Origin of the sequence: Arthrobacter sp., assembly GCF_030540645.1 — a bacterium.
Classification (GTDB): domain Bacteria; phylum Actinomycetota; class Actinomycetes; order Actinomycetales; family Micrococcaceae; genus Specibacter.
Genome location: NZ_JAUNVV010000012.1, coordinates 33,331 through 54,588, shown reverse-complemented (window position 1 = coordinate 54,588; position 21,258 = coordinate 33,331). Strand labels below are relative to the sequence as shown.

19 protein-coding genes are annotated in these 21,258 nt (G+C 61.4%); 9 read left to right on the top strand and 10 right to left on the bottom strand.

Annotation, left to right across the window (positions count from 1 at the left end; all coding sequences use genetic code 11):
* Positions 1-129: 129 nt before the first annotated feature.
* Positions 130-1,728 (bottom strand): ABC-F family ATP-binding cassette domain-containing protein, encoded by a 1,599-nt coding sequence (locus Q4P21_RS04150; protein ID WP_207345986.1) that lies wholly within the window; start codon positions 1,726-1,728, stop codon positions 130-132.
* A 152-nt stretch (positions 1,729-1,880) separates the two neighbouring features.
* Here Q4P21_RS04150 and Q4P21_RS04145 point away from each other — a divergent pair, with 152 nt between their 5' ends.
* From Q4P21_RS04145 to Q4P21_RS04130, 4 genes are all read left to right on the top strand, one after another.
* Positions 1,881-2,531: a biotin transporter BioY gene (locus Q4P21_RS04145; protein ID WP_303387572.1), complete on the top strand. Its 651-nt coding sequence runs from the start codon at positions 1,881-1,883 to the stop codon at positions 2,529-2,531.
* Between the two features lie 26 nt (positions 2,532-2,557).
* Positions 2,558-3,250 carry an energy-coupling factor ABC transporter ATP-binding protein gene (locus Q4P21_RS04140; RefSeq protein WP_303387577.1) on the top strand — a complete coding sequence of 231 codons (693 nt, stop codon included), beginning with the start codon at positions 2,558-2,560 and terminating at the stop codon, positions 3,248-3,250.
* Positions 3,250-3,900: an energy-coupling factor transporter transmembrane protein EcfT gene (locus Q4P21_RS04135; protein ID WP_303387571.1), complete on the top strand. Its 651-nt coding sequence runs from the start codon at positions 3,250-3,252 to the stop codon at positions 3,898-3,900. Before Q4P21_RS04140 ends, Q4P21_RS04135 begins: the two co-directional genes overlap by 1 nt.
* A gap of 584 nt (positions 3,901-4,484) precedes the next feature.
* Positions 4,485-5,501, top strand: a complete 1,017-nt coding sequence (locus Q4P21_RS04130; RefSeq protein ID WP_303387570.1) for a bile acid:sodium symporter family protein — start codon at positions 4,485-4,487, stop codon at positions 5,499-5,501.
* A 149-nt stretch (positions 5,502-5,650) separates the two neighbouring features.
* Here the strand turns inward: Q4P21_RS04130 and Q4P21_RS04125 are convergent, their stop codons facing one another.
* Both Q4P21_RS04125 and Q4P21_RS04120 read right to left on the bottom strand, forming a co-directional pair.
* Complete coding sequence (locus Q4P21_RS04125) at positions 5,651-6,838, bottom strand: thiolase family protein (protein WP_303387569.1); 1,188 nt, start codon at positions 6,836-6,838, stop codon at positions 5,651-5,653.
* Entirely contained in the window at positions 6,819-8,228 is a 1,410-nt protein-coding gene (locus tag Q4P21_RS04120; protein WP_303387568.1) for a class I adenylate-forming enzyme family protein, read from the bottom strand. Before Q4P21_RS04120 ends, Q4P21_RS04125 begins: the two co-directional genes overlap by 20 nt.
* A gap of 75 nt (positions 8,229-8,303) precedes the next feature.
* On the opposite strand from Q4P21_RS04120, the gene Q4P21_RS04115 reads away from it, so the two are divergent.
* Positions 8,304-9,206, top strand: a complete 903-nt coding sequence (locus Q4P21_RS04115) for a neutral zinc metallopeptidase (protein ID WP_303387567.1) — start codon at positions 8,304-8,306, stop codon at positions 9,204-9,206.
* Between the two features lie 139 nt (positions 9,207-9,345).
* Here Q4P21_RS04115 and Q4P21_RS04110 read toward each other — a convergent pair whose 3' ends face one another.
* Genes Q4P21_RS04110 through Q4P21_RS04085 form a run of 6 tightly spaced genes read right to left on the bottom strand, consistent with a single transcriptional unit; the run spans position 9,346 to position 14,477 of the window.
* Positions 9,346-9,696 carry a metal-sulfur cluster assembly factor gene (locus Q4P21_RS04110; protein WP_207344396.1) on the bottom strand — a complete coding sequence of 117 codons (351 nt, stop codon included), beginning with the start codon at positions 9,694-9,696 and terminating at the stop codon, positions 9,346-9,348.
* A 35-nt stretch (positions 9,697-9,731) separates the two neighbouring features.
* Entirely contained in the window at positions 9,732-10,502 is a 771-nt protein-coding gene (gene sufC, locus Q4P21_RS04105) for a Fe-S cluster assembly ATPase SufC (protein ID WP_303387566.1), read from the bottom strand.
* 41 nt (positions 10,503-10,543) lie between these two features.
* Complete coding sequence (locus Q4P21_RS04100; RefSeq protein WP_303387565.1) at positions 10,544-10,900, bottom strand: non-heme iron oxygenase ferredoxin subunit; 357 nt, start codon at positions 10,898-10,900, stop codon at positions 10,544-10,546.
* Positions 10,897-12,213, bottom strand: coding sequence for a Fe-S cluster assembly protein SufD (gene sufD, locus Q4P21_RS04095; RefSeq protein ID WP_303387564.1), 1,317 nt, complete (start codon positions 12,211-12,213; stop codon positions 10,897-10,899). The genes Q4P21_RS04100 and sufD overlap by 4 nt, the downstream gene beginning before the upstream one ends.
* Positions 12,214-13,689 (bottom strand): Fe-S cluster assembly protein SufB, encoded by a 1,476-nt coding sequence (sufB, locus tag Q4P21_RS04090; RefSeq protein WP_303387563.1) that lies wholly within the window; start codon positions 13,687-13,689, stop codon positions 12,214-12,216.
* On the bottom strand, positions 13,689-14,477 hold the full coding sequence (locus tag Q4P21_RS04085; RefSeq protein WP_303387562.1) for a metalloregulator ArsR/SmtB family transcription factor: 789 nt from the start codon (positions 14,475-14,477) through the stop codon (positions 13,689-13,691). The genes sufB and Q4P21_RS04085 overlap by 1 nt, the downstream gene beginning before the upstream one ends.
* Positions 14,478-14,698: 221 nt before the next feature.
* Between Q4P21_RS04085 and Q4P21_RS04080 the strand changes: the two genes are divergently transcribed.
* The 3 genes from Q4P21_RS04080 to Q4P21_RS04070 are packed head-to-tail and all read left to right on the top strand — an operon-like array spanning position 14,699 to position 17,393.
* Positions 14,699-15,637, top strand: a complete 939-nt coding sequence (locus Q4P21_RS04080) for an ABC transporter ATP-binding protein (protein WP_303387576.1) — start codon at positions 14,699-14,701, stop codon at positions 15,635-15,637.
* The gene (locus Q4P21_RS04075) at positions 15,634-16,404 is read left to right on the top strand and encodes an ABC transporter permease (protein WP_303387561.1); all 771 of its coding nucleotides are present in this window, start codon (positions 15,634-15,636) and stop codon (positions 16,402-16,404) included. Before Q4P21_RS04080 ends, Q4P21_RS04075 begins: the two co-directional genes overlap by 4 nt.
* Positions 16,405-16,463: 59 nt before the next feature.
* Positions 16,464-17,393, top strand: a complete 930-nt coding sequence (locus Q4P21_RS04070; RefSeq protein ID WP_303387560.1) for a heme A synthase — start codon at positions 16,464-16,466, stop codon at positions 17,391-17,393.
* A gap of 262 nt (positions 17,394-17,655) precedes the next feature.
* Here Q4P21_RS04070 and Q4P21_RS04065 read toward each other — a convergent pair whose 3' ends face one another.
* Positions 17,656-18,615 carry a heme o synthase gene (locus tag Q4P21_RS04065; RefSeq protein ID WP_303387559.1) on the bottom strand — a complete coding sequence of 320 codons (960 nt, stop codon included), beginning with the start codon at positions 18,613-18,615 and terminating at the stop codon, positions 17,656-17,658.
* A 435-nt stretch (positions 18,616-19,050) separates the two neighbouring features.
* On the opposite strand from Q4P21_RS04065, the gene tkt reads away from it, so the two are divergent.
* On the top strand, positions 19,051-21,177 hold the full coding sequence (tkt, locus tag Q4P21_RS04060; RefSeq protein WP_303387558.1) for a transketolase: 2,127 nt from the start codon (positions 19,051-19,053) through the stop codon (positions 21,175-21,177).
* Positions 21,178-21,258: the final 81 nt, after the last annotated feature.

Below are 21,258 nucleotides of genomic sequence, written 5' to 3'. Positions count from 1 at the left end.
GTCCCGCAGACCGTTCCGCATATGGACAGACTTTGACTAGATCCAATCGACAAGCCGGTAGCCGAGGCTACCTGGCCGCCTTTGCCCATACCGTACGTTTTACGTTTTCCGAGGCGACCCCAACAACAACTAAGCCAGGGTGATGAGGTCTAGGTAGTCCTGGTTCCACAGGTCTTCGTCACCGTCGGGCAACAGGACCACACGTTCCGGGTCGAGGGCCGCAACAGCGCCCTCGTCGTGGCTAACGAGGACAACAGCGCCCGTGTAGTTCTTCAAGGCTCCGAGGATCTCGGCACGGCTGGCGGGGTCAAGGTTGTTGGTGGGCTCATCGAGCAGCAGCACGTTGGCGCTTGAAGCAACAATGGTTGCCAAGGCCAGACGCGTCTTCTCGCCACCGGAAAGCACACCGGCAGGCTTGTTCACGTCATCACCGGAGAACAGGAAGGAGCCCAGGATGCCGCGCACTTCGGCGTCGTTCATGTCACCGGCAGCTGAGCGCATGTTTTCAAGCACCGTGCGGGTTACATCAAGAGTGTCGTGTTCCTGGGCGTAGTAGCCAACCTTCAGTCCGTGCCCGGCGATGACCTCCCCGGTGTCCGGCTTGGACACTCCGGCAAGCATACGCAGCAACGTCGTCTTACCTGCACCGTTGAGGCCCAGGATGACCACCTTGGATCCACGATCGATGGCCAGGCTGACATCGGTGAAAATTTCCAGCGAACCATACGACTTGCTCAGGCCCTCGGCCGTGAGCGGCGTCTTTCCGCATGGGGAAGGGTTGGGGAAGCGCAGTGCTGCAACCTTGTCCTGCGCCCGAACCTCTTCGAGTCCGGCCAGCAGACGCTCGGCGCGCTTGGCCATGTTTTGTGCTGCCACAGCCTTGGTGGCCTTGGCGCGCATCTTGTTGGCCTGGTCCATGAGAACCCCGGCCTTCTTTTCCGCGTTGGCGCGTTCCCGGCGTCGTGCGCGTTCATCCGTTTCACGCTGGGTCAGGTACTTTTTCCAGCCAAGATTGTACTGGTCGATGGTGGCCCGGTTCGCGTCCAGATGGTAAACCTTGTTCACCGTGGCTTCCAGCAGTTCGGTGTCGTGGCTGATCACGATCAAACCGCCGTTGTGGTTCTTCAAAAACTCGCGCAGCCAGGCGATGGAGTCGGCATCGAGGTGGTTGGTGGGCTCATCCAGAAGCATGGTCTGGGCACCGGAGAACAGAATCCGGGCCAGCTCGACGCGGCGTCGCTGACCACCAGATAATGTTTTCAACGGCTGGTTCAGGATGCGCTCAGGCAGGGCCAGGTTGGAGGAGATCGCGGCTGCTTCTGCTTCGGCCGCATAGCCGCCGTTGGCCAGGAACTCGATTTCGAGCCTGTCGTAGCGTCGCATGGCCTTGTCACGGATGGAATCGTCTTCGCTGGCCATGTCAGTCTCGGCCTTGCGCAACTTCGTGATGACCTTGTCCAGGTCGCGCGCTGAAAGGATGCGGTCCTTCGCCAACTGCTCCATGTCTGGGGTGCGCGGGTCCTGCGGCAGATAGCCGATCTCGCCGGTGCGGATGACTTTGCCACCGGCGGGCAGACCCTCGCCAGCGAGCACGCGCGTCAGCGTGGTCTTACCTGCACCGTTGCGACCCACCAGTCCGATCTTGTCACCGCTGTCGATGCGGAAGGATACTTCGTCCATGAGCAGGCGCGCTCCAGCACGTAACTCAAGGTCTTGGACCGATATCAACGTAGTAACCTTTCACGTAAGTGGGTAGATGCCGCGAAACGAAACTCCCGGCAAAAATGGCAGCGAGCAGCGTTGAACAACCAATCCAGTCTAACGAGGTTCAGTGGCAGCGGAAATCCCTGTGTGTTCAGACTTCAACGAAAGCAGCAATAATGACTTCTTCCCGGCCTGTGGATGAGACTTTGACCACACCCAACGAATTCCCGGGTGAAGGCTCAGGCAAGAAGCAGCACACTCGAGGGCGGCAGCGCTGGGGTGCCATGGACCTGTCCCTCATCGCTGTTTTTGCCGCCCTCCTGGCTGCTTCAATCGCCGTGCCGGGCATCAATGTGGGCCCGCTCGGGGTGGCCATCACGTTGCAGACCCTGGTGGTGATCCTCTGCGGCCTGGTCCTTGGATTTGGCCGTGGCACCGCAGCTGTAGGCCTCTACGTGCTGCTCGGGCTCGTGGGACTGCCCATCTTCAGTGGTTTCCGAGCCGGGCCGGCCGTGTTGGCCAGTCCGTCCGCCGGATACATTGTGGGCTTCGTGTTTGGTGCCGCGGTGGTCGGATTGCTGGCCACTGTGGCAGTTCGAAGCCACTGGCGCGCCGCAGCTTTGTTCGGTGCTGCCATGGCCGGAACCGTGGTGATTCACCTTTTCGGCATTGTGGGATTTGTCATGAAAGGCATGGGCGTCCAAACCGCCGTGGTCGCCGACATGATCTTCCTGCCCGGGGACATCATCAAAAACGTGCTGGCCGTCCTCGTTGCACTCAGCCTGCACCGCGCCTTCCCTGATCTGTTGGTGCGCCGCCGCAAGTGAATGCTTCCGCACGAAACTCGATTGTCATGGTCGGCGCCGGCGTGAGCATTCCGCTGTCGGACCCGCGCAACACGCAGGACAAGATCATCCTTGCCCCACTCACCCTGACCCTGGCTGAACAGCGCATTGCCGTCATCGGCGCGAACGGCTCAGGGAAGTCGACCCTGCTACGCCTGATCAACGGACTGGTGCTGCCCTCGACCGGGACCGTACACGTGAACGGGCGCAACACCCGCACCCAGGCCACGGCAGTGCGGCGCAGCGTGGGCTTCGTGTTCACCGATCCGCTGTCCCAGCTGGTGATGCCGACACCGCAGGAAGATCTGGAACTCTCGCTGCGGCGGCAAAAGCTGGGCAAGAAGGAGCGGGCGCAGAAGGCAGCGGCGATTCTGGCCGATCACGGCTTAGGGCACCTAGCCCAGAGCAGTATTTTCGAGCTATCCGGCGGCGAACGCCAGCTGACAGCACTGGCCACAGTTCTTGCCGTGGCACCCGACATCCTTGTTCTTGACGAGCCGTCCACGCTCCTGGACCTGCGCAACACGAAACTGCTCATGGACCGGCTCGACGCCCTGCCGCAGCAAATCGTCATGTCCACGCACGACCTCACGCTGGCCGCCACCTTTGACCGTGTTCTGGTCATTGACAAGGGAGACGTTGCGTACGACGGCGACCCTCAGGAAGCGATTGCCCGGTACAGGGTGTTGGTGGGCGCGTAGTGCGCGGGCACGCATTTTTGGTGGCCGGATACGTGCCCGGCAACTCCCCCGTCCACAGGCTTCCGCTCGGTGTGAAGGCCTTGCTGTTGTTGGGCGTAGCCGTACTGTGCCTGGCCTCGCCCCTCGTTTCGGTACGCGCGGGAGTGGTGGTCACCAGTGCAACGCTGGTGGTGGTCGCCACCAGCCACTTTGTGGCCGGGCTGACGTGGCCGCGCATGTGGCGGGCCGTGCGCATGATGCTGATTTTTTTGGTCCTTATTGCGGCCTACCAATGGTGGCAGTATGGCCCGTGGGTCGCGTGGCAGGTGATTGCCGCCATTGTGGCCACCGTGCTTGCCTCGAACATTCTTACGGCCACCACCCCGGTGGACGAACTGCTGGACGGCCTGGCCGCCTTGGTGCAGCCCTTGGCCAGGTTTGGCGCCGACCCGGAACGTTTTTCACTGACCGTGGCGCTGATGCTGCGCAGCATCCCCTTTGTCATCGGCGCCTTTGCCGATGTGCGCGACGCCGCCCGGGCGAGGGGTTTGGAGCGTAACCTGCTGGCCCGTTCACTTCCTGTGGTGATTGCCACGGTGGGCTATGCCCGCGCCACGGGGGAAGCACTGGCCGCACGCGGCTTGGGCGACCCTGACGACGACGTCGAATAAGTAGCGTGGAACCGTTATCGTCCTCCAAGTACAAACGATATACATCCGATGTATCACCGGAGGCTTCAGATTATTTCTAAAATGACAGGACGCTGACAGAACCACCACTATGTCTCATCCAAGCGGATTCTCACAAGGAGAACAGTCCACATTACCTCAGGAAATCCACTCGATGAGATCGTCCGCGTTCTGTTATACATCGGATGTATAAGTTGCAGATCGATGTGATTTGTCATACCCTCGAAACCGAGGAAACCGTAACTTGGTTTCCAACTACATTAGCCGCGCTTGGCAGCGCCGTGGCCTTGGATCTCTGCAGTTTCAAGTGCTTGGACCCACCGGCATCATTCACCTGCTGGGGCGCACTTGCAGACCCTCAGTGACCGAACGCGTCGAGATCCACTACGTCCATTCACATTTATATTCGGCACAAGCTGAGCGCTTGGTTCGGAAGTTTCTGACCGTGCGCGTTACAGGTACATCCCCGGCGGCAAGAGTATCGACGACTGAAAACTAGACAAAGACTTAGATGTCGAAGGCACTCCAAGCAGCCCTCGACGTGAATTCAGCTAGAGGAAACCCTGATGACAACAAATCGCCTTCCCGAGGTTGAACGTGAAAAGCGTTCGGCCCGCATTGCTGTACTACTTTTCCCGCTCATCATCGTTGCAGCGGGAGCCTTCGGCATCTTTGCACCCAAGGTTGCACTGCCACTAAATCCGATGGTTCCGTATCTGCTCGGAATCGTCATGTTCACCATGGGTCTGACCATGAAGGCACCGGATCTGAAGCTCATTGTTCGGATGCCGCATGCGGTCGTGATCGGGTTCATCGCCCAATTTAGTATTATGCCGCTACTAGGACTCGGCGTTGCAACACTATTCAATTTCGAGCCAATGCTCGTAGTCGGCATGGTGCTTCTGGGGGCAGTTCCGGGTGGGGCGTCTTCTAACATTGTTGCCTACCTCGCCAAGGGCAATGTAGCCCTTTCCGTTGCTATGACGACGCTGTCGACAATCCTCTCCCCATTCTTGACTCCATTGATCGTCCTTTGGCTTGCAGGTAGTTACCTTCCGATTGATTTTTGGTCCATGTTCATGCAAATCATGCAAATTGTGATTGTTCCTGTGGCGTTGGGGCTCATCGTCAAGCTCTTCGCAGGTAAGTTCGTCAAGGTTATTGCATCGGCCATACCCTGGATCTCAGTTTCTGTGCTGGCACTGGTCATTGCCGGAATTATGGCAAAAAGTGCGGATGTAGTGATGAACTCTGCCGCCATGGTGGTCCTTGCCGTAATCCTCCACAACGCAGCTGGCTTCACACTGGGTTATCTCGCTGCTAAGGCCGGACGACTGGGAGTAAGGGAGCGACGCGCTGTTGCCGTTGAAGTCGGTATGCAAAATGCAGGGTTGGCAGCTGCCCTCGCCAACAGCCACTTTGGTCCCATCGCCACTTTGCCTGCCGCAGTGGCGACCATCTGGCACAACGTTGCCGGCGCCCTCCTTGCCACACTGTTCGGCCTGATCGAACGTCGTCAGGAAGCTGCGAGCAGTAGAAAGATCGCTACCAAGGTTGCAGTAGAAAGTCACCAAACAAGTTAGCGGACAAATCCTCTAAGGCAGGCTAGGCGGGTTCTGGGCACGTGGCTTTCCAGAATCCGCCTGCTTTATGCCCATATGCCAATACTGAGGCCGGTAGGTTCTCTCTGACCCAGTAGGGTGACCGACAGATAGGCATCTCGCGGGGCCGCCTAGAGCTCGGCCCACCGGAAGAGTGCTGAAATGCCCATGCCCCCGGCCATGCTGATCATTGCTAGTGCGTCCGTGCCAGGCACTGCCCCGCGGCGGGCCCGCGCCAGCAGCCGCGTCACGAGCACGGCCCCCGACGCACCGTAGGGGTGCCCCAAGGCCAGCGCTCCGCCGTCGTGGTTGAACAGCGCCGGATCAACGCCAAGCAGGTCGGCAACGGCAAGAACCTGCGCTGCGAAGGCCTCGTTGAACTCCACGAGGGCGCCGTTGAGATCTTGCGTGCTGAAGCCGGTGTGGGCCATGAGCTGCCGGGTTGAATGGGCAGCCCCCACACCCAACAGCGTGGGCTCGTTGCCTACGGTGGCGCTGTCACGAGAAATAAGGCCCATTGCGGTCGTCCCGCCGTTGGCCGCCATTGACCGGGCCCGCGCCAACGAGGTGACCACCACAGCAGCAGCTCCGTCGCTGTTGGGGCACGAATTTCCGGCCGTGACGGTTCCGCCCGGCACAAAGACGGCAGGAAAACGTGCCATGAGGGCTGGCGTGAGCTGCCTGCGCGGGCCTTGGTCTGCACTGAGTCCGGCAAAGGGTACGAGTTCGTCCGCAAAGCGTCCCTGCAGGGCTGCACTGACCGCCTTAGCGTGGCTTGCCAGAGCATAGTCGTCCTGTCGCGCCCGGGTGATGCCGTAGTGGACGGCCACGTTTTCGGCGGCCTGCCCGGCGTCCGGATCACCGATTTCGGTTGGCGCGAATTGTGCTCGCTGGAAGAACTCCAGGCCTCCGTCCGCAGTGCGGTTGGCACGTGCAGGCGCTGTGCTGATGCTCTCCACTCCCCCGGCCAGGTACAAGTCACCCGCTCCTGCCTGAACGAGCCGGCAGGCCAAGACGATGGCCTCAAGTCCCGAACCGCACTGCCTGTCCACGGTTAGGCCCGGCACCCCGTGCGGTAGTCCCGCCGTCAGGGCCGCCAGCCGGGCAACATTCCCGCCTCCGCCCGTGGCATTGCCCAAAATGACATCGTTGATCTCTGCGGTCGGCAGGTTGTTTTCCGCCACCAGATTGGCAATGACGGCCGCGGCAAGCTCATGCGCCCGGAACTTCCCATAGGGGCCTCCCGCCTTGGCGTTGGGCAGCCGCTTGGCGGCAAGGACGACGGCGGTGGTGTTGGGATCAGTGGAGGCGTTGGGCACGGGCATCCCCTTCAGAGATCCATTGTCCGAGCATCGCCCGGCTCGTCTTTCCGCTCCCAATCAACGGCAGGTCGCTCAGAAAGTAGTACGAGCCGGGCCGCTGCTGTGCGGGAAGTTGTGCGGCTGCAAGTCTCAGCGCGGCAAGGTCGATGGCGTCCGGCCCGGTGGGGTTGAAAATTCCGGCAGCAACACGTTGGCCGCGCAGTCCGTCCATGACGCCCGCAACCACAATGGTGCACGCAGCACCGGCAGCCGCGGCCAGCCCTTCCTCCACGGCGTGCGGATACACATTCGCCCCGGCGGTGACGATCATCTCACTGGCACGTCCAGACACATGCAGGACGCCATTCTGGTCCACGTGTCCTTGGTCGCGGACGGTGTACCAGGACGTGGCTTGTTCACCGAACGCCAAGCCGTCATCTCCCCACGCGTATCCGCTACACACATAGGGGCTGCGGACGCAGATGTGACCCTGTTCCCCCGCGGCCATTTCACAGCCGTCGTTGTCGCGGATGCTGATGTCGACGCCCGGGAAGGCCGTGCCCACCGCTCGAGCACCCGAAGGCTCCACCGCGGATGGTTCCACGGTGGAAGCGGCCACGAAACCCAGTTCGGCCGCCCCGTAGTATTGCTGGATGCGCGCATGGGGCGCCCATTTCCGCGCCAGTGTCAGAGTCCGCTCCGGTAGTGCGGATCCCGCACACACGATCGACCTCAGTTGACCGCCGTCACGACCCGTCGCCATGCCACGTGCAGCCATCAGTTCCAAGACCGTGGGCACCAACACGAGTCGGGTGACACCGTGGACCTCCATTGCGTCCAAGGCGGCGTCCGGGCTGAAGCGAGGCAACGCAACCAACGTGGAGCCAGCGTGAATCGACTCCCCCAGCGCATACAGATTCATGCTGGCCGCAAGCGGTCCCGGAGTAAGCGTCACACTGTCCGGCCCCAATTCGAAATACTTCGCACTGCGGACGAAGGATACCCGCCACGATTCCGTGGTGCGGACGAAGGCCTTCGGCAGCCCGCTTGTTCCGGAGGACAGACCCAGGAGGAACGGCTGCACGGCAGGGTCCTGAACGGACGACCACGACTGTGCTGCCTGTGTCAATTTCGCTCTCAACGCTGCTGGCCAACTGGCATCGAGAATCATGGATGTGTGGCCAAGGAACAAGGCAGCACAGAAATCCACGACCAGCTCAGCGCTGGAGGGTCTGTCGATGACGGACACACCGCGGGCTCCGGACGTGGAAACGGAATGGGCCTCGGCAGCTTGGGATTCGGCAGCTTGGAGCAACTCGCTGTACGTCAGCCGCTGCCCACCCACAATCAGCGCAGTCCGGCCGCCGTGGTCCACGGCCCAGTGCTTGAGCTTGTCAATGAACGGCATGCTTTTCATGGTAGATCACTTCACCGACACCGCCGGTTCCGAGCCCGGGCGGATGCGGCAGGTTATCCTAGCTCCATGACTTTTAATGAAGGTGCCCGTCTTGACCCATCACAGGCAGAGGACAGGCGCGGGCGCAGCATGGGCCGCGGTGGCAAAGTTGGCTTGGGACTTGGTGGCGGACTGGTGGTGTTGATTGGTGCCCTGCTGGGCATCAACCCGGAACTGCTGTCCTCCATTGTCGGGGACACGGGCAATCAGTCGGCGATTGAACAGCAGGGTGCTGGCGGCCTGGAGAAATGCCAGACCGGTCAAGACGCGAATGAGAACCTCGACTGCCGCATTCTCGGCACTGCCAATTCACTCAACAGCTTCTGGCCCGCCTACCTTGCGCAGTACAAAGTGAGCTACCCGGCACCCAAGACAGTAATTTTCAGCGGCAGCGTCAGCACCGCCTGCGGTCAGGCAAGCTCCGCCGTCGGCCCGTTCTACTGTCCCGGAGACAGCAAGGCGTATTTTGACCCGGATTTCTTCTCGCAACTGGAAACCCAGTTCGGCTCATCCGGCGGACCCCTGGCCCAGGAATACGTGGTGGCACACGAATTTGGCCACCATGTGCAAAACCTGACGGGCACCATCGGAAACGCCCAGCAAGGTTCCAAGGGTTCCCAGTCTGCCGCCGTGCGCACAGAACTGCAGGCAGACTGCTATGCCGGGATTTGGATGCGCTACGCGTCCACCCAGCCAGCGCCGGGCACCAAGCAGCCATTCCTGAAGGCGTTGACACAGAAAGACCTCAACGACGCCCTCTCCGCAGCGTCCTCCGTGGGCGATGACAGGATCCAAAAGGCCGCCACCGGCCGCACCAACCCGGAATCCTGGAGCCACGGCTCCAGCGAACAAAGGCAGAAATGGCTGTCCATCGGTTACCAAAACGCCGACCTTGATGCCTGCGACACGTTCGCCGCCCCCAAGGTGTAGTCAGGCACCAGACCAGCAACAGTCGGACGACAGACAAGCGCCCCGATTCCCGGAGCGGGGATGGATTTCACAAGGTCGCTCAGCGACCGCGGAAATCTTACTGCCCGCGAGGGAACCGGGGCGCTTGCCTCAGTGGTGACTAGATGTTGAAGCCGAGGGCCCGCATCTGGTCGCGGCCGTCGTCGGTGATCCGTTCCGGACCCCACGGCGGCATCCACACCCAGTTGATGCGCCATTCGTCAACGATGGGGCTCAGTGAGTTCTCCACCTGCTCCTCGATGACGTCCTGCAGCGGGCAGGCGGCCGTGGTGAGCGTCATGTCCAACAGCAAGGCTCCATCGTCGCCATACCGCAGGCCATACAACAGCCCCAGGTCAACGATGTTGACGCCCAGTTCCGGGTCAATGACGTCCTTGAGTGCTTCCTCAACGTCTTCGAGATCAGTCTGCGCCGGCGCAACGGCCTGGCTTGATTCGCTGATGTCAGTCATGGTTCCTTCTTCGCGGTGGTTGGTTTGCGCAGCGACTAGGCGGTTGCGGTTTCGGCCACCAGGAAGCGGTCGTAGCCTTCTGCTTCCAGACGGTCGGCGAGCTCGGGGCCGCCCTGCTCGGCGATGCTGCCGTCAACGAAAACGTGCACAAAGTCGGGCTTGATGTAGCGCAGGATGCGGGTGTAGTGGGTGATGAGGATGGTGCCCAATCCGCCGGCGTCGATGGCGCGGTTGACGCCTTCTGAGACAACCTTCAAGGCATCAACATCAAGTCCGGAGTCCGTCTCGTCCAGGACTGCGAACTTCGGGCGCAGAAGCTCCAGTTGGAGGATCTCGTGACGCTTCTTCTCGCCACCGGAGAAGCCTTCGTTGACATTGCGCTCGGCGAACTCCGGCTCAATGCGCAACTTGGCCATAGCGGCCTTGACGTCCTTGGTCCAGGTGCGCAGCTTGGGGGCCTCGCCGTCGATGGCCGTCTTGGCCGTGCGCAGGAAGTTCGTCATGGTGACGCCGGGGATCTCCACGGGGTACTGCATGGCCAGGAACAGGCCGGCGCGGGCACGCTGGTCAACGGTCATCGCCAGGACGTCTTCGCCGTCAAGGGTGATGGTTCCGCTGTCCACGTTGTAGCGTGGGTGCCCGGCAATGGTGGCGGCAAGGGTTGACTTGCCTGAACCGTTCGGGCCCATGATGGCGTGGGTTTCGCCGGTGTTGATGGTCAGGCTGACGCCCTTGAGGATCGGCTTGGTGCCCTGATCGGCGGTGGTGATGCTGACGTGCAGATCCTTGATTTCCAGAGTAGACATACTCTATTTTCTCCTAAAAATATGTTGTGCGGGCCGCAACGCTACTGCGTGCTGACACCGTTAAGAATGTTGTTGACGTCCACATAGACGTCGCTGCCATGGACGGCCAGTGCAAAGACGGGCACAGGCTCGAATGCGGGCAGGGTCAGTGGTTGACCTGATTTCAAGTCGAAAGAACTGCCATGTGCCCAGCATTCGATGGTGCACTCCTCCACGTCGCCTTCGCTGAGGGAGATTTCTGCGTGTGAGCAGGTGTCCCCGATCGCATGCAGTTCTCCATAGGAGTCCCTGACAATGGCGATGGGGTAGTCATCAATCTCGACCAACATGGCTGACTTGACCGCAACGTCGCTGTCTTGGCAGACAACGACGCCGGCAGGCGTGGAGGAATCACTCACTGCGGTGTCGCCGCCAATTCGGCTTCCACCGATTCGCGCAAACGCTCTTCGAGGGCGGGAACACGGATCTGCTGGATGACCTCGTTCAGGAAGCCACGCACCACCAGACGGCGGGCAACGCTTTCCTCAATGCCGCGGGTCTGCAGGTAGAACAACTGCTCATCATCGAAACGGCCCGTGGCACTTGCGTGTCCTGCTCCCTCGATCAGGCCTGTTTCGATCTCCAGGTTCGGCACCGAATCGGCGCGTGCGCCGCGGGTCAGGATCAGGTTGCGGTTGAGCTCGTACGTGTCGGTGCCCTCTGCCTCGGCACGGATCAACACATCGCCGATCCACACCGCGTGGGCGTTCTCGCCCTGCAGCGCACCCTTGTACGTGACGCGGGACTTGCAGTGCTTGGTGGAGTGATCCACGAACAGGCGCTGCTCCAAGTGCTGGCCGGCGTCGGCAAAGTACAGACCGAACATTTCGACGTCTCCGCCGGTGCTCGTGTAACGCGCTGACGGTGTGGTGCGCAGCAGGTTGCCGCCAAGGTTGACAATGACATGCTTGACCTTGGCGTCGCGGCCCACCTGGATGTGCTGGGCACTTGCGTGCACGGAGTCGTCATTCCAGTCCTGGATGCTGACAACCGTCAGGTTGGCGCCATCCCCGACGAGGATTTCAACGTTCTCGCTCAACACGGCTGTGCCGCGGTGATCCAGCACAACCACTCCGGTGGCGAACTGCTTGGCCTCAACCACAATGTGCGCTGCGGCAGGGGCGTCGCCCTGGCCGGTCAGCGTCAGCGTGGTGATGTCATCCACAGTGCCTTCATGGTTGGCAGGCAGGGTGACGATGGTGGCTTCGCTGAAGTTCTCCCACGCAGCTGCTGCCACACGGTCCTCCGGGATGCCGGCTGATCCGATGCGAACATCGTCACGGCCCACAGTCTCTACTGTGACGGCTTCGGGCTTGGAAACCTCAACCAGCGGTGCGGGGCCGTTGATTTCCTGGCCCTTGATGCCAACCCGGTCAAGGCCGCGCAGGCGCTTGAGCGGGGTGAAGCGCCAGTCTTCTTCGCGTCCCGTGATGGCCGGGAAGTCAGCCAGCTTGTAGGAGGTCAGACGCCCGGCGCGCGAGCTGTCCGGAACTCCGATGCCGCCACCGTGGCTGTCGCCGCCATGGCTGTGGGCCTTGGCTGCACTGCCACCGAGCGGGCCGGACTCGGGGTTGATTTCGGACAGGCTCTCGCCCTCCTCCGTCATTCCCTTAATGAAGCCCTGGCTCCAAACATTTGAATCTGTTGCGTGTTCTTGCGTGAGCTCGGTCATTTAGCCGACGGCCCCTTCCATCTGCAGTTCAATCAGGCGGTTCAGTTCAAGCGCGTATTCCATGGGCAGTTCCTTGGCGATGGGCTCGATGAACCCGCGCACGATCATGGCCATGGCCTCGTCCTCGGGCATGCCGCGGGACTGCAGGTAGAACAGCTGCTCTTCACTGACCTTGGAGACGGTAGCCTCGTGGCCCATGGAGACGTCATCTTCGCGAACGTCAACGTAGGGGTAGGTGTCGGAGCGTGAAATGGTGTCCACCAGCAAAGCGTCACAGCGAACCGTGTTGGCTGAGTGGTTGGCGCCTTCACGGATCTGCACGAGGCCGCGGTATGCCGAGCGACCGCCGCCGCGGGCAACCGACTTGGAAATGATCGAGGACTGCGTGTTGGGCGCAATGTGGACCATCTTTGAACCGGTGTCCTGGTGCTGGCCCTCGCCGGCAAAAGCAACCGACAAAGTCTCACCCTTGGCGTGCTCGCCCACAAGGTAGACGGCCGGGTACTTCATGGTGACCTTGGAACCGATGTTGCCATCGACCCATTCCATGGTGGCGCCTTCGTGTGCAATGGCGCGCTTGGTCACCAGGTTGTACACGTTGTTGGACCAGTTCTGGATAGTGGTGTAGCGAACGCGGGCGTTCTTCTTCACCACGATCTCGACAACGGCCGAGTGCAGGGAATCCGTCGTGTAGATCGGTGCCGTGCAGCCTTCAATGTAGTGCACGTAGCTGCCTTCATCAGCGATGATGAGGGTGCGCTCAAACTGGCCCATGTTCTCGGTGTTGATCCGGAAGTAGGCCTGCAGCGGGATTTCCACGTGAACGCCCGGGGGGACGTAGACGAAGGAGCCGCCGGACCAGACAGCCGTGTTCAGTGAGGCGAACTTGTTGTCGCCCACCGGAATCATGGTGCCGAAGTATTCCTGGAACAGTTCCGGGTATTCACGCAGGCCGGTATCGGTGTCGGTGAAGATGACGCCTTGTTCCTCCAGGTCCTCACGAATCTGGTGGTAGACAACCTCGGACTCGTACTGAGCCGTCACGCCGCCGACGAGGCGGTTGCGCTCGGCTTCGGGAATGCCGATGCGCTCATACGTGTTGCGAATGTCCTCGGGCAGGTCTTCCCACGTCTTGGCCTGCTTCTCGGTGGAACGCACAAAGTACTTGATGTTGTCGAAGTCAATGCCCGACAGGTCCGCACCCCAAGTGGGCATGGGCTTGCGATCGAAGTACTTCAAGCCCTTCAGACGCATATCCAACATCCACGCCGGCTCGCCCTTCTTGGCTGAGATGTCGCGGACTACCTCTTCGTTGATTCCACGACGTGCATTGTCACTGCTCTCGTTCTTATCCGACCAGCCGAAGGCATAGTTTCCCAAGCCTTCCAGTTCGGGGTTTGCTTCGAGGATGTGGTGGAGTGTGGTGTCTTCGACAGCAGCCTTCGCGCCTACATCCTGCGCTAGTTGATCCGTCATCACGGCCTTTCTTGCTGATGGGTGGAAATTCGCTTCGACAGGCCTTGAACGCCCGTCGGAACACTTTTTGCCGGTGTTCCGGCAAGTTTTCGGACCACTGCACGGCCGGTGGGCACATGCGTGGTGCAGACATGTCCGCCACTGGCCATGGTGGAGAGTCTGCGTACATCGACGCCGATGAGCCGGGCAAAAACTTCGGTCTCGGCGTCGCAGAATTCGGGAAAGGTGCTGGCTAGCTCCTGAATGGGGCAATGGCCCTGGCACAGCTGCTCCGCTGCCATGGCTGTTCCAGCGTTGAGGGAGTTGGAACTGGCCACAAACTGGTCAGCGTTCAACGCTTCCGCCAGCGCCTTGGACCGGGCGGCAACGTCACTGCCAGCTGCGTCAACGAGAGGCTGGTACTTTGCCTCCATCTTCGCAAAACGGCGTTCGGCAAACTCGATGACACCCGCCTCGCCACGGAAGCCTGAAATTTCCTTCAGGGCCAGCCGGGCAATCTCCAGGTAGTCGTCGCCTATTTCAGTTTGACCCCGGCGCGAAACAACATAGCGTCGTGCGGGGCGTCCGGCGCCGGTTTTGGCGTTGCTGATGAGCTTGACTTCGATCAACCCTTCACGGGTGAGGCTGTCAAGGTGGCGGCGTACGGCTGCCGGTGTCAGCTTGAGGAAAGTACCCAGTTGCGCTGCGCTGACTGGTCCTTGTTCAAGCACGGCAGTCAATACGCGGTCTCGGGTTCTTTCATCGGGCTCGAGAGCGGGAAGCTTCCCGGCTTCAACGTCCTGACTCATTAACACCTCCACGCGATCGAATTAAAGCACAACAATAGACAAGACAAGTATGCCGTAATTGGGGTGCCGTTTCCACTAAGGTGAGCCTTCCCACCCCTGCCAGCCTCCAGCTGTGAGGCATGTCACTGGCGTACTTCGCGTAGAATGGCCGCGTGACAAAGACACTTTCCCCTGCCCTAGAGATCTCCGGGCTCATCAAGGACGTGGGGCCCCTTCCGGCAATGGACGGCCGGATGAAACGCATTGTTTCCAACATTAGCCTGAAGGCGCACTTTGGTGCAGTTACGGCACTGCTTGGCGCCAACGGCGCGGGTAAAACCACCACCATCGAATGTGCCCAAGGCCTGCAACAGCGCACTGGCGGGCATATTTCGTTGCTCGGTCATGATCCGCAACATGCATCCGCAGACCTCCGCGCCCGGGTCGGTGTCATGTTGCAGGACGGCGGGCTGCCCCCTGCCGCCCGCCCCATTGCGTTGCTGCGCCATGTTGCCAGCCTTTACGCCAACCCGCTCAGCGTTGATGCACTGGTTGAAAGGCTCGGAATACGTGAATTTTCCGACACCAACATCCGCCGCCTTTCCGGTGGGCAAAAGCAGCGCGTCGCCCTTGCCGCCAGCCTGCTGGGCAACCCCGAGGTGTTGTTTCTCGATGAACCCAGTGCTGGCCTTGACCCGCAGTCGCGGCTCATGGTCTTTGAGTTGATCAGGGAATTGCGTGACAGCGGGAAGGCCATCATCCTCACCACCCACCTACTTGACGATGCACAGCGCCTTGCCGACTACGTCTACATCGTGGACAAGGGTGAGTCCGTCGCCCAAGGTACCGTGCAGGAATTGCTTGAACATTCGACGTCGGCCCAGAAGCATCGCGTCATGACGTTTGAGACCACAGCAGGGTTGGCGTTGTCCGCCCTCCAACGCCCCGGGCTTGCCTGCACCGAAACCCGCCCCGGAAGCTACAGCATTGCCGGCGGGCTGCAACCGGACGATTTGGCCCGTTTCGGCAGTTGGTGTGTTGCACATCAAGTGATGCCCACGGCCGTCCATCTGGCATCCCAATCGCTTGAGGACGTCTTTTTGGCCATCTCCAACGGCGCTCCGGCAACAGCATCCGCCGAGCCCACCAGCTCGAATACGGAAACGATGGGGATTTCATGACTACGCTCTTTCACGACGCCCCCGCCGGCCAGGCTGCATCCCTGACCAGCCGGATACTCAATCAGGGCAAGTATGAGGCAGCCACCATGCTGCGCAACGGCGAACAGCTGGTGCTGATGGTGGTGATGCCGCTGCTGGGTCTGGTGGCCCTGGTCGCCACTCCCCTGCTCGACGGCATGGGCCATCCACGTGTTGCCATCGCCGCCCCGGGCATCCTGGCGTTGTGCGCGCTTTCCACGGCATTTACGGGCCAGGGCATTGCCACCGGATTCGACCGCCGCTACGGTGTGCTGCGCTTCCTGTCCACCACCCCGCTGGGCAAAGGCGGGCTGATTGCCGGCAAGGTTCTCGCTGTGCTGGTGGCGCTGGCCCTTCAAGTGGCGTTGATTTCGCTGGTGGCCGTCTTCATGGGCTGGCGACCGCCACTGGCTGGAGTGCTGCTGGGCATTCCGCTGCTCATCTTGGGAGCGGCGGCCTTCACGGCCCTGGGCCTGCTCATTGCAGGGACGGTCCGCCCGGAAGCCACCTTGGCCATCACCAACCTCGGCTGGATCTTGTTTGCCGCCCTGGGCGGTATTGTGCTGCCGGCGGGCAAGTTCTCCAGCGCCCTTGAAGGATTCGTGCAGTGGCTGCCTTCCGGAGCGTTGGGCAACCTCATGCGCGCGGCGTTGATCGACAGCCGCCTTGATGTGTGGGGCCTCATAGTTTTGCTGGCATGGGCAGCAGTTGCCTCCTTTGCTGCAGTCAAATGGTTCAAATGGAATTGAAAGGCGTCACTGAAGTGAGTCAAAGCAGTCCTTCATCACCAACAACACGACAAAGCCCGATGCAGAACATCACCAATAAACTGCCCAGCACGGTCACTCCTGCGATCAAGCGCCTCACCATCGCCTCTCTGATCGGCCAAGGAGTGTTGATCGTCTCCGGCGGTGTTGTTCGGGTGACCGGATCCGGACTTGGCTGCCCCACCTGGCCCAAGTGCACGCCGGAGTCATTAACCAACACCCCTGCCATGGGAATCCACGGGATCATCGAGTTCGCCAACCGCACGCTCACGTTCGCGCTGGCCGCCGTCGGGCTTGTCCTGTTGGTGATGCTGTGGAACATGCGGAAGGAACGCAAGGACCTGTTCTGGCTCGCGTTTGCGCTGCTGGCCAGCATTCCGGCGCAGGCAGTCATTGGCGGCATCACCGTACTGACAGGCCTGAACCCGTATGTGGTGAGCCTGCACTTCCTCGTTTCCGCCGGACTTGTGGTTGTATCCATGCTGCTGGTCAACAGGGCCTACGACCGCACCGGCGCCACGGCACCAACCAATGTGCGCAGAGCACGTCCGCTGTTGCGTCAGCTCAGTGTAGTCGCAGCAGTGACGAGCTATCTTGCCGTGGTGCTTGGAACCCTCGTCACCGGGTCCGGGCCACATTCAGGTGATTCCACCTCCCCACGCATGCAGCTTGATGGCTACCTGAGCACACGCATCCACGTGCTGCCCGTGTACGTGCTGGTCGTCACCGCCGTGTTGCTTGTGGTCTTGCTCTGGCGCAGCCCCCGAGGAGACATGCTCCGCAACGCAGCCATCCTGCTCGTGGTTTCGGTGATTTTCCAGGGCAGCATCGGCTACTGGCAATACTTCACTGGCATCCCGGCCATCCTCGTGGGCGTTCACATGCTCGGCGCGTCGCTGATGCTTGCCGTGGCCACCAACATTGTCGACGTAGCCCTGTCCCGCGGCAGGGACAGGCTTCCTGCCGTCTAGTTCTCAACAGGAATGAAACCGTAAAAGTCCGGTGTGCTGCGTTGGCCGCACACCGGACTTTTTTGCTCCCACCCTTCAATCTTTTGTCGCCACTGGACCATGCGCCAATTCGACCGTGGGAGGGAGCGACTATGGGAGGCTCGACGGCGGGAGGAGGCGCCGCACGACGCGGCCAGCGGGAGGGGGAAAGGAAAACGGACGGTGCCTCCGCGCTGGGAGGCACCGTCCGCCGTCGAACGTTGGGGAAGGGAGAGGGGAAGGGCTAGCCCATCAGGGCCGAGCCCACGAAGGGATCCACGGCCAGGGACAGGAACACCAGTGTCAGGTACGTGATGGAGGCGTGGAAGACCTTCATGGCGTTCTTCTTCGTGACCAGGTCCTTCTTGGAGTTGTTGTACAGCGTGTGGGCCTCGTACAGGAACCAGGCACCGGCGGCGGCAGTGGTGACCGTGTAGACGATGCCGGCCCCGCCCAGCGGGATCATGAGCAATGAGCAGGCCACCATGGCCCACGTGTAAAGCACAACCTGCACGGCCACGGTGCGTGAACCGGCCACGGCACCGAGCATGGGGACGTTCACGGCATTGTAGTCGTCGCTGTAGCGCATGGACAGGGGCCAGTAGTGCGGCGGCGTCCACAGGAAGATAATCATGAAAAGAATCACAGCGGGCCACTGGACGGTGTTGGTCACGGCCGCCCACGCGATAAGAACTGGCATACAGCCGGCCGCGCCACCCCAGACGATGTTCTGCGTGGTGCGGCGCTTCAGGATCAGCGAGTACACCACTACGTACAGGAAGATGGCGCCAATGCCCAGCATGCCGGTGAGCGGGTTGATGCTCCACAGCAGAACCACGGCCACCACCGTCAAAATCCAAGAGAACACCAGCGCTTCACGCGGGGTGATGACGCCGGTAACCAGCGGGCGCTTGGACGTACGGTTCATGATCTTGTCGATGTCGCGGTCAATGTAGCAGTTGAACGCCCCGGATGCGCCAGCCGCCAACGCGCCGCCCACCATGGTCGCGAACATGAGCCACAGGCTCGGCACACCGGCCTTGCCAGCGAAGCCATGGGCATAGAACATGGTCGGCAAAGTGGTGACGAGAAGCAGTTCCACGACCCTCGGTTTTGTCAGGGCCAAGTAGCCCTTGGCCTTTTCCGAAAAACCAACCGAAACCTTTTGCGGAGTTTCGGTGGCCGGGCGATGCGTTGCACTCACGGGTATTGTCACCATGTTTCATTGTTGATTCGGCACAGATGATTCCCCCAGGACATGGCTACTCCCGCAAGGGAAATGCCAACGCGCAGGTTTGGAACACTACATATCATAGCCGTTCCCCCGCCGGCGCACTAAGGACGCCCCCAGCGGACGCACTGGCGAAGGAATGAGATGGAACTTCTCAACATGCGGAAACTAATCACATGGGCTCCTTTATCTCGTGTAACTTTAGAGACGTCCGACCCGGCCCGAACAGTCGGCACGCTTGCGTGTAGATTTCCTAGTTCGTGCCCATGAAACGTCCCTTGCACTCTCCGGTGCGCTATTGAGGGATGCAGGACTTTCGTGGAAACATGGTCGACGCTGGTTTTTAGTTTGTGGCGCATGCCTGCATGCGCCTGCACCATATATGCCCATAACGAGAGGGACCTGTCAGTGTCACATTTGGATTTGCCATCGTTCACCTGGACCGCCAACGATCAGCGAGCAGTGGACACTGCCCGAGTTCTGGCTGCTGACGCCGTTGAAAAGGTTGGCAATGGCCACCCGGGAACCGCCATGTCCCTGGCGCCCGCCGCGTATTTGCTGTTCCAAAAGGTCATGCGCCTTGACCCGTCCGATCCGGACTGGCTGGGCCGCGACCGCTTCATCCTCTCCCCCGGCCACACGTCCCTGACGCTGTATGTTCAGCTGTTCCTTTCCGGCTACGGCCTGGAACTCTCCGATCTGGAAGCGCTGCGCACCTGGGGCTCATTGACCCCCGGCCACCCTGAGTACAAGCACACCAAGGGCGTTGAAATCACCACCGGGCCGCTGGGCCAGGGCCTGTCATCAGCTGTTGGCTTTGCGTACTCGCAGCGCCGCATGCGCGAGCTCATGGACCCCGACGCCGCACCCGGCACCAGCCCCTTCGACCACACCGTGTGGGTCATTGCCTCCGACGGCGATCTGCAGGAAGGTGTCACGAGCGAGGCTTCCAGCCTGGCCGGGCACCAGGAACTGGGCAACATGGTGGTGGTGTACGACTCCAACCACATCTCCATTGAAGACGACACCAACATTGCCTTCTCCGAAGACGTGCTCAAGCGCTACGAAGCGTACGGCTGGCATGTGCAGCGGGTGGACTGGACGAAGACCGGCAAGTACGTCGAGGACGTCGAGGAGCTGCACGCAGCGCTTGCCGCTGCCAAGGCCGAGACGGGCAAGCCCTCCATCATTTCGCTGCGCACCATCATTGGCTACCCGGCACCGAAGAAGCAGAACACCGGCGGCATCCACGGCTCTGCCCTGGGCGCAGGCGAAGTTGCTGCAGTGAAGGAAATTCTGGGCTTCGACCCGGAAAAGCACTTCGATGTAGAACCGGAAGTGCTGGAACACGCCCGCGAAGTTGTCCAGCGCGGCGCCGAAGCGCACAAGGAGTGGAACACCGGCTTTGACGCCTGGGCCAAGGCCAACCCGGCGAACGCCACACTCCTTGAGCGCATCCAGAACAATGAGCTGCCGGCCGGCTGGGAAGAGAACCTGCCCGCCTTTGAAGCTGGCAAGGATGTTTCCACCCGTGCGGCGTCCGGCAAGGTGCTCAACGCCATCGCCAATGTCCTGCCCGAACTGTGGGGCGGCTCCTGCGACCTGGCCGGCTCCAACAACACCACCCTTGAAGGCACCGGCTCCTTCGTTCCCACCTCGCGGCAGACGGACACCTGGTCCGGCGGCCCCTCCGGCCGTGTGCTGCACTTTGGCATCCGCGAGCATGCAGCCGCCGCGATCGTGAACGGCATCCACTTGGGCGGCCCCACCCGCGCCTACTCGGGCACGTTCCTGATCTTCAGCGATTACCAGCGCCCCGCCATCCGCCTGTCCGCGCTCATGGGAGTGCCGTCCATCTACGTGTGGACGCACGACTCCATCGGTCTGGGTGAGGACGGCCCCACACACCAGCCCGTCGAGCAGCTCGCCAGCCTGCGCGCGATCCCGGGTCTGGACGTGGTGCGCCCCGGCGACGCCAATGAAGTCGCCACGGCGTGGAAGAAGATCCTGGAACTCACGGACAATCCGGCCGGCATTGTGCTGACCCGCCAGAACATCCCCACCTACGCCCGCGGCACCGGCGCAGCCACAGCCACCGAATTCGCCTCAGCTGACGGCGTGGCACAGGGCGGTTACGTCCTGGCCGAGGCAGTGGCCGACGGCGCAGTGGTCACCCCCCAGGTGATCCTCGTTGCCACCGGTTCCGAGGTCCAGCTTGCTGTGGAAGCCCGCGAAGCACTGGCAGCGGAAGGCATCGGCGCCCGCGTCGTCTCCATGCCCTGTGTCGAGTGGTTCAACGCCCAGCCCGCAGAATACCGCGAGCAGGTCCTGCCGAAGGCTGTGAAGGCCCGCGTCTCCGTGGAGGCCGGACTGGCCCTGGGCTGGCGTGAAATCATCGGCGACGCCGGCCGTTCCATTTCGCTGGAGCACTTTGGCGCCTCCGCCGACTACAAGGTCCTGTTCAACGAATTTGGCATCACTGCCGACGCCGTCACGGCCGCAGCCAAGGACTCCCTGGCGGCAGCAGCGCAATAGCGGCACCGCCGGGTGGGCAGCCCCACATGCTTTGTGCACGGGCTGCCCGCCCCGTTTCCCTGATTCCCTTGCCGCCAGCTG

Coding starts and splice junctions, on each gene's coding strand:
- Q4P21_RS04140 (WP_303387577.1), top strand. CDS start 2,558: ATGGTCGGCGCCGGCGTGAGCATTCCGCTGTCGGACCCGCGCAACACG.
- Q4P21_RS04080 (WP_303387576.1), top strand. CDS start 14,699: ATGGACGGCCGGATGAAACGCATTGTTTCCAACATTAGCCTGAAGGCG.
- Q4P21_RS04120 (WP_303387568.1), bottom strand. CDS start 8,228: ATGCCGTTCATTGACAAGCTCAAGCACTGGGCCGTGGACCACGGCGGC.
- Q4P21_RS04130 (WP_303387570.1), top strand. CDS start 4,485: ATGACAACAAATCGCCTTCCCGAGGTTGAACGTGAAAAGCGTTCGGCC.
- Q4P21_RS04075 (WP_303387561.1), top strand. CDS start 15,634: ATGACTACGCTCTTTCACGACGCCCCCGCCGGCCAGGCTGCATCCCTG.
- Q4P21_RS04070 (WP_303387560.1), top strand. CDS start 16,464: ATGCAGAACATCACCAATAAACTGCCCAGCACGGTCACTCCTGCGATC.
- Q4P21_RS04110 (WP_207344396.1), bottom strand. CDS start 9,696: ATGACTGACATCAGCGAATCAAGCCAGGCCGTTGCGCCGGCGCAGACT.
- sufD (WP_303387564.1), bottom strand. CDS start 12,213: ATGACCGAGCTCACGCAAGAACACGCAACAGATTCAAATGTTTGGAGC.
- Q4P21_RS04115 (WP_303387567.1), top strand. CDS start 8,304: ATGACTTTTAATGAAGGTGCCCGTCTTGACCCATCACAGGCAGAGGAC.
- Q4P21_RS04085 (WP_303387562.1), bottom strand. CDS start 14,477: ATGAGTCAGGACGTTGAAGCCGGGAAGCTTCCCGCTCTCGAGCCCGAT.
- Q4P21_RS04145 (WP_303387572.1), top strand. CDS start 1,881: ATGACTTCTTCCCGGCCTGTGGATGAGACTTTGACCACACCCAACGAA.
- sufC (WP_303387566.1), bottom strand. CDS start 10,502: ATGTCTACTCTGGAAATCAAGGATCTGCACGTCAGCATCACCACCGCC.
- sufB (WP_303387563.1), bottom strand. CDS start 13,689: ATGACGGATCAACTAGCGCAGGATGTAGGCGCGAAGGCTGCTGTCGAA.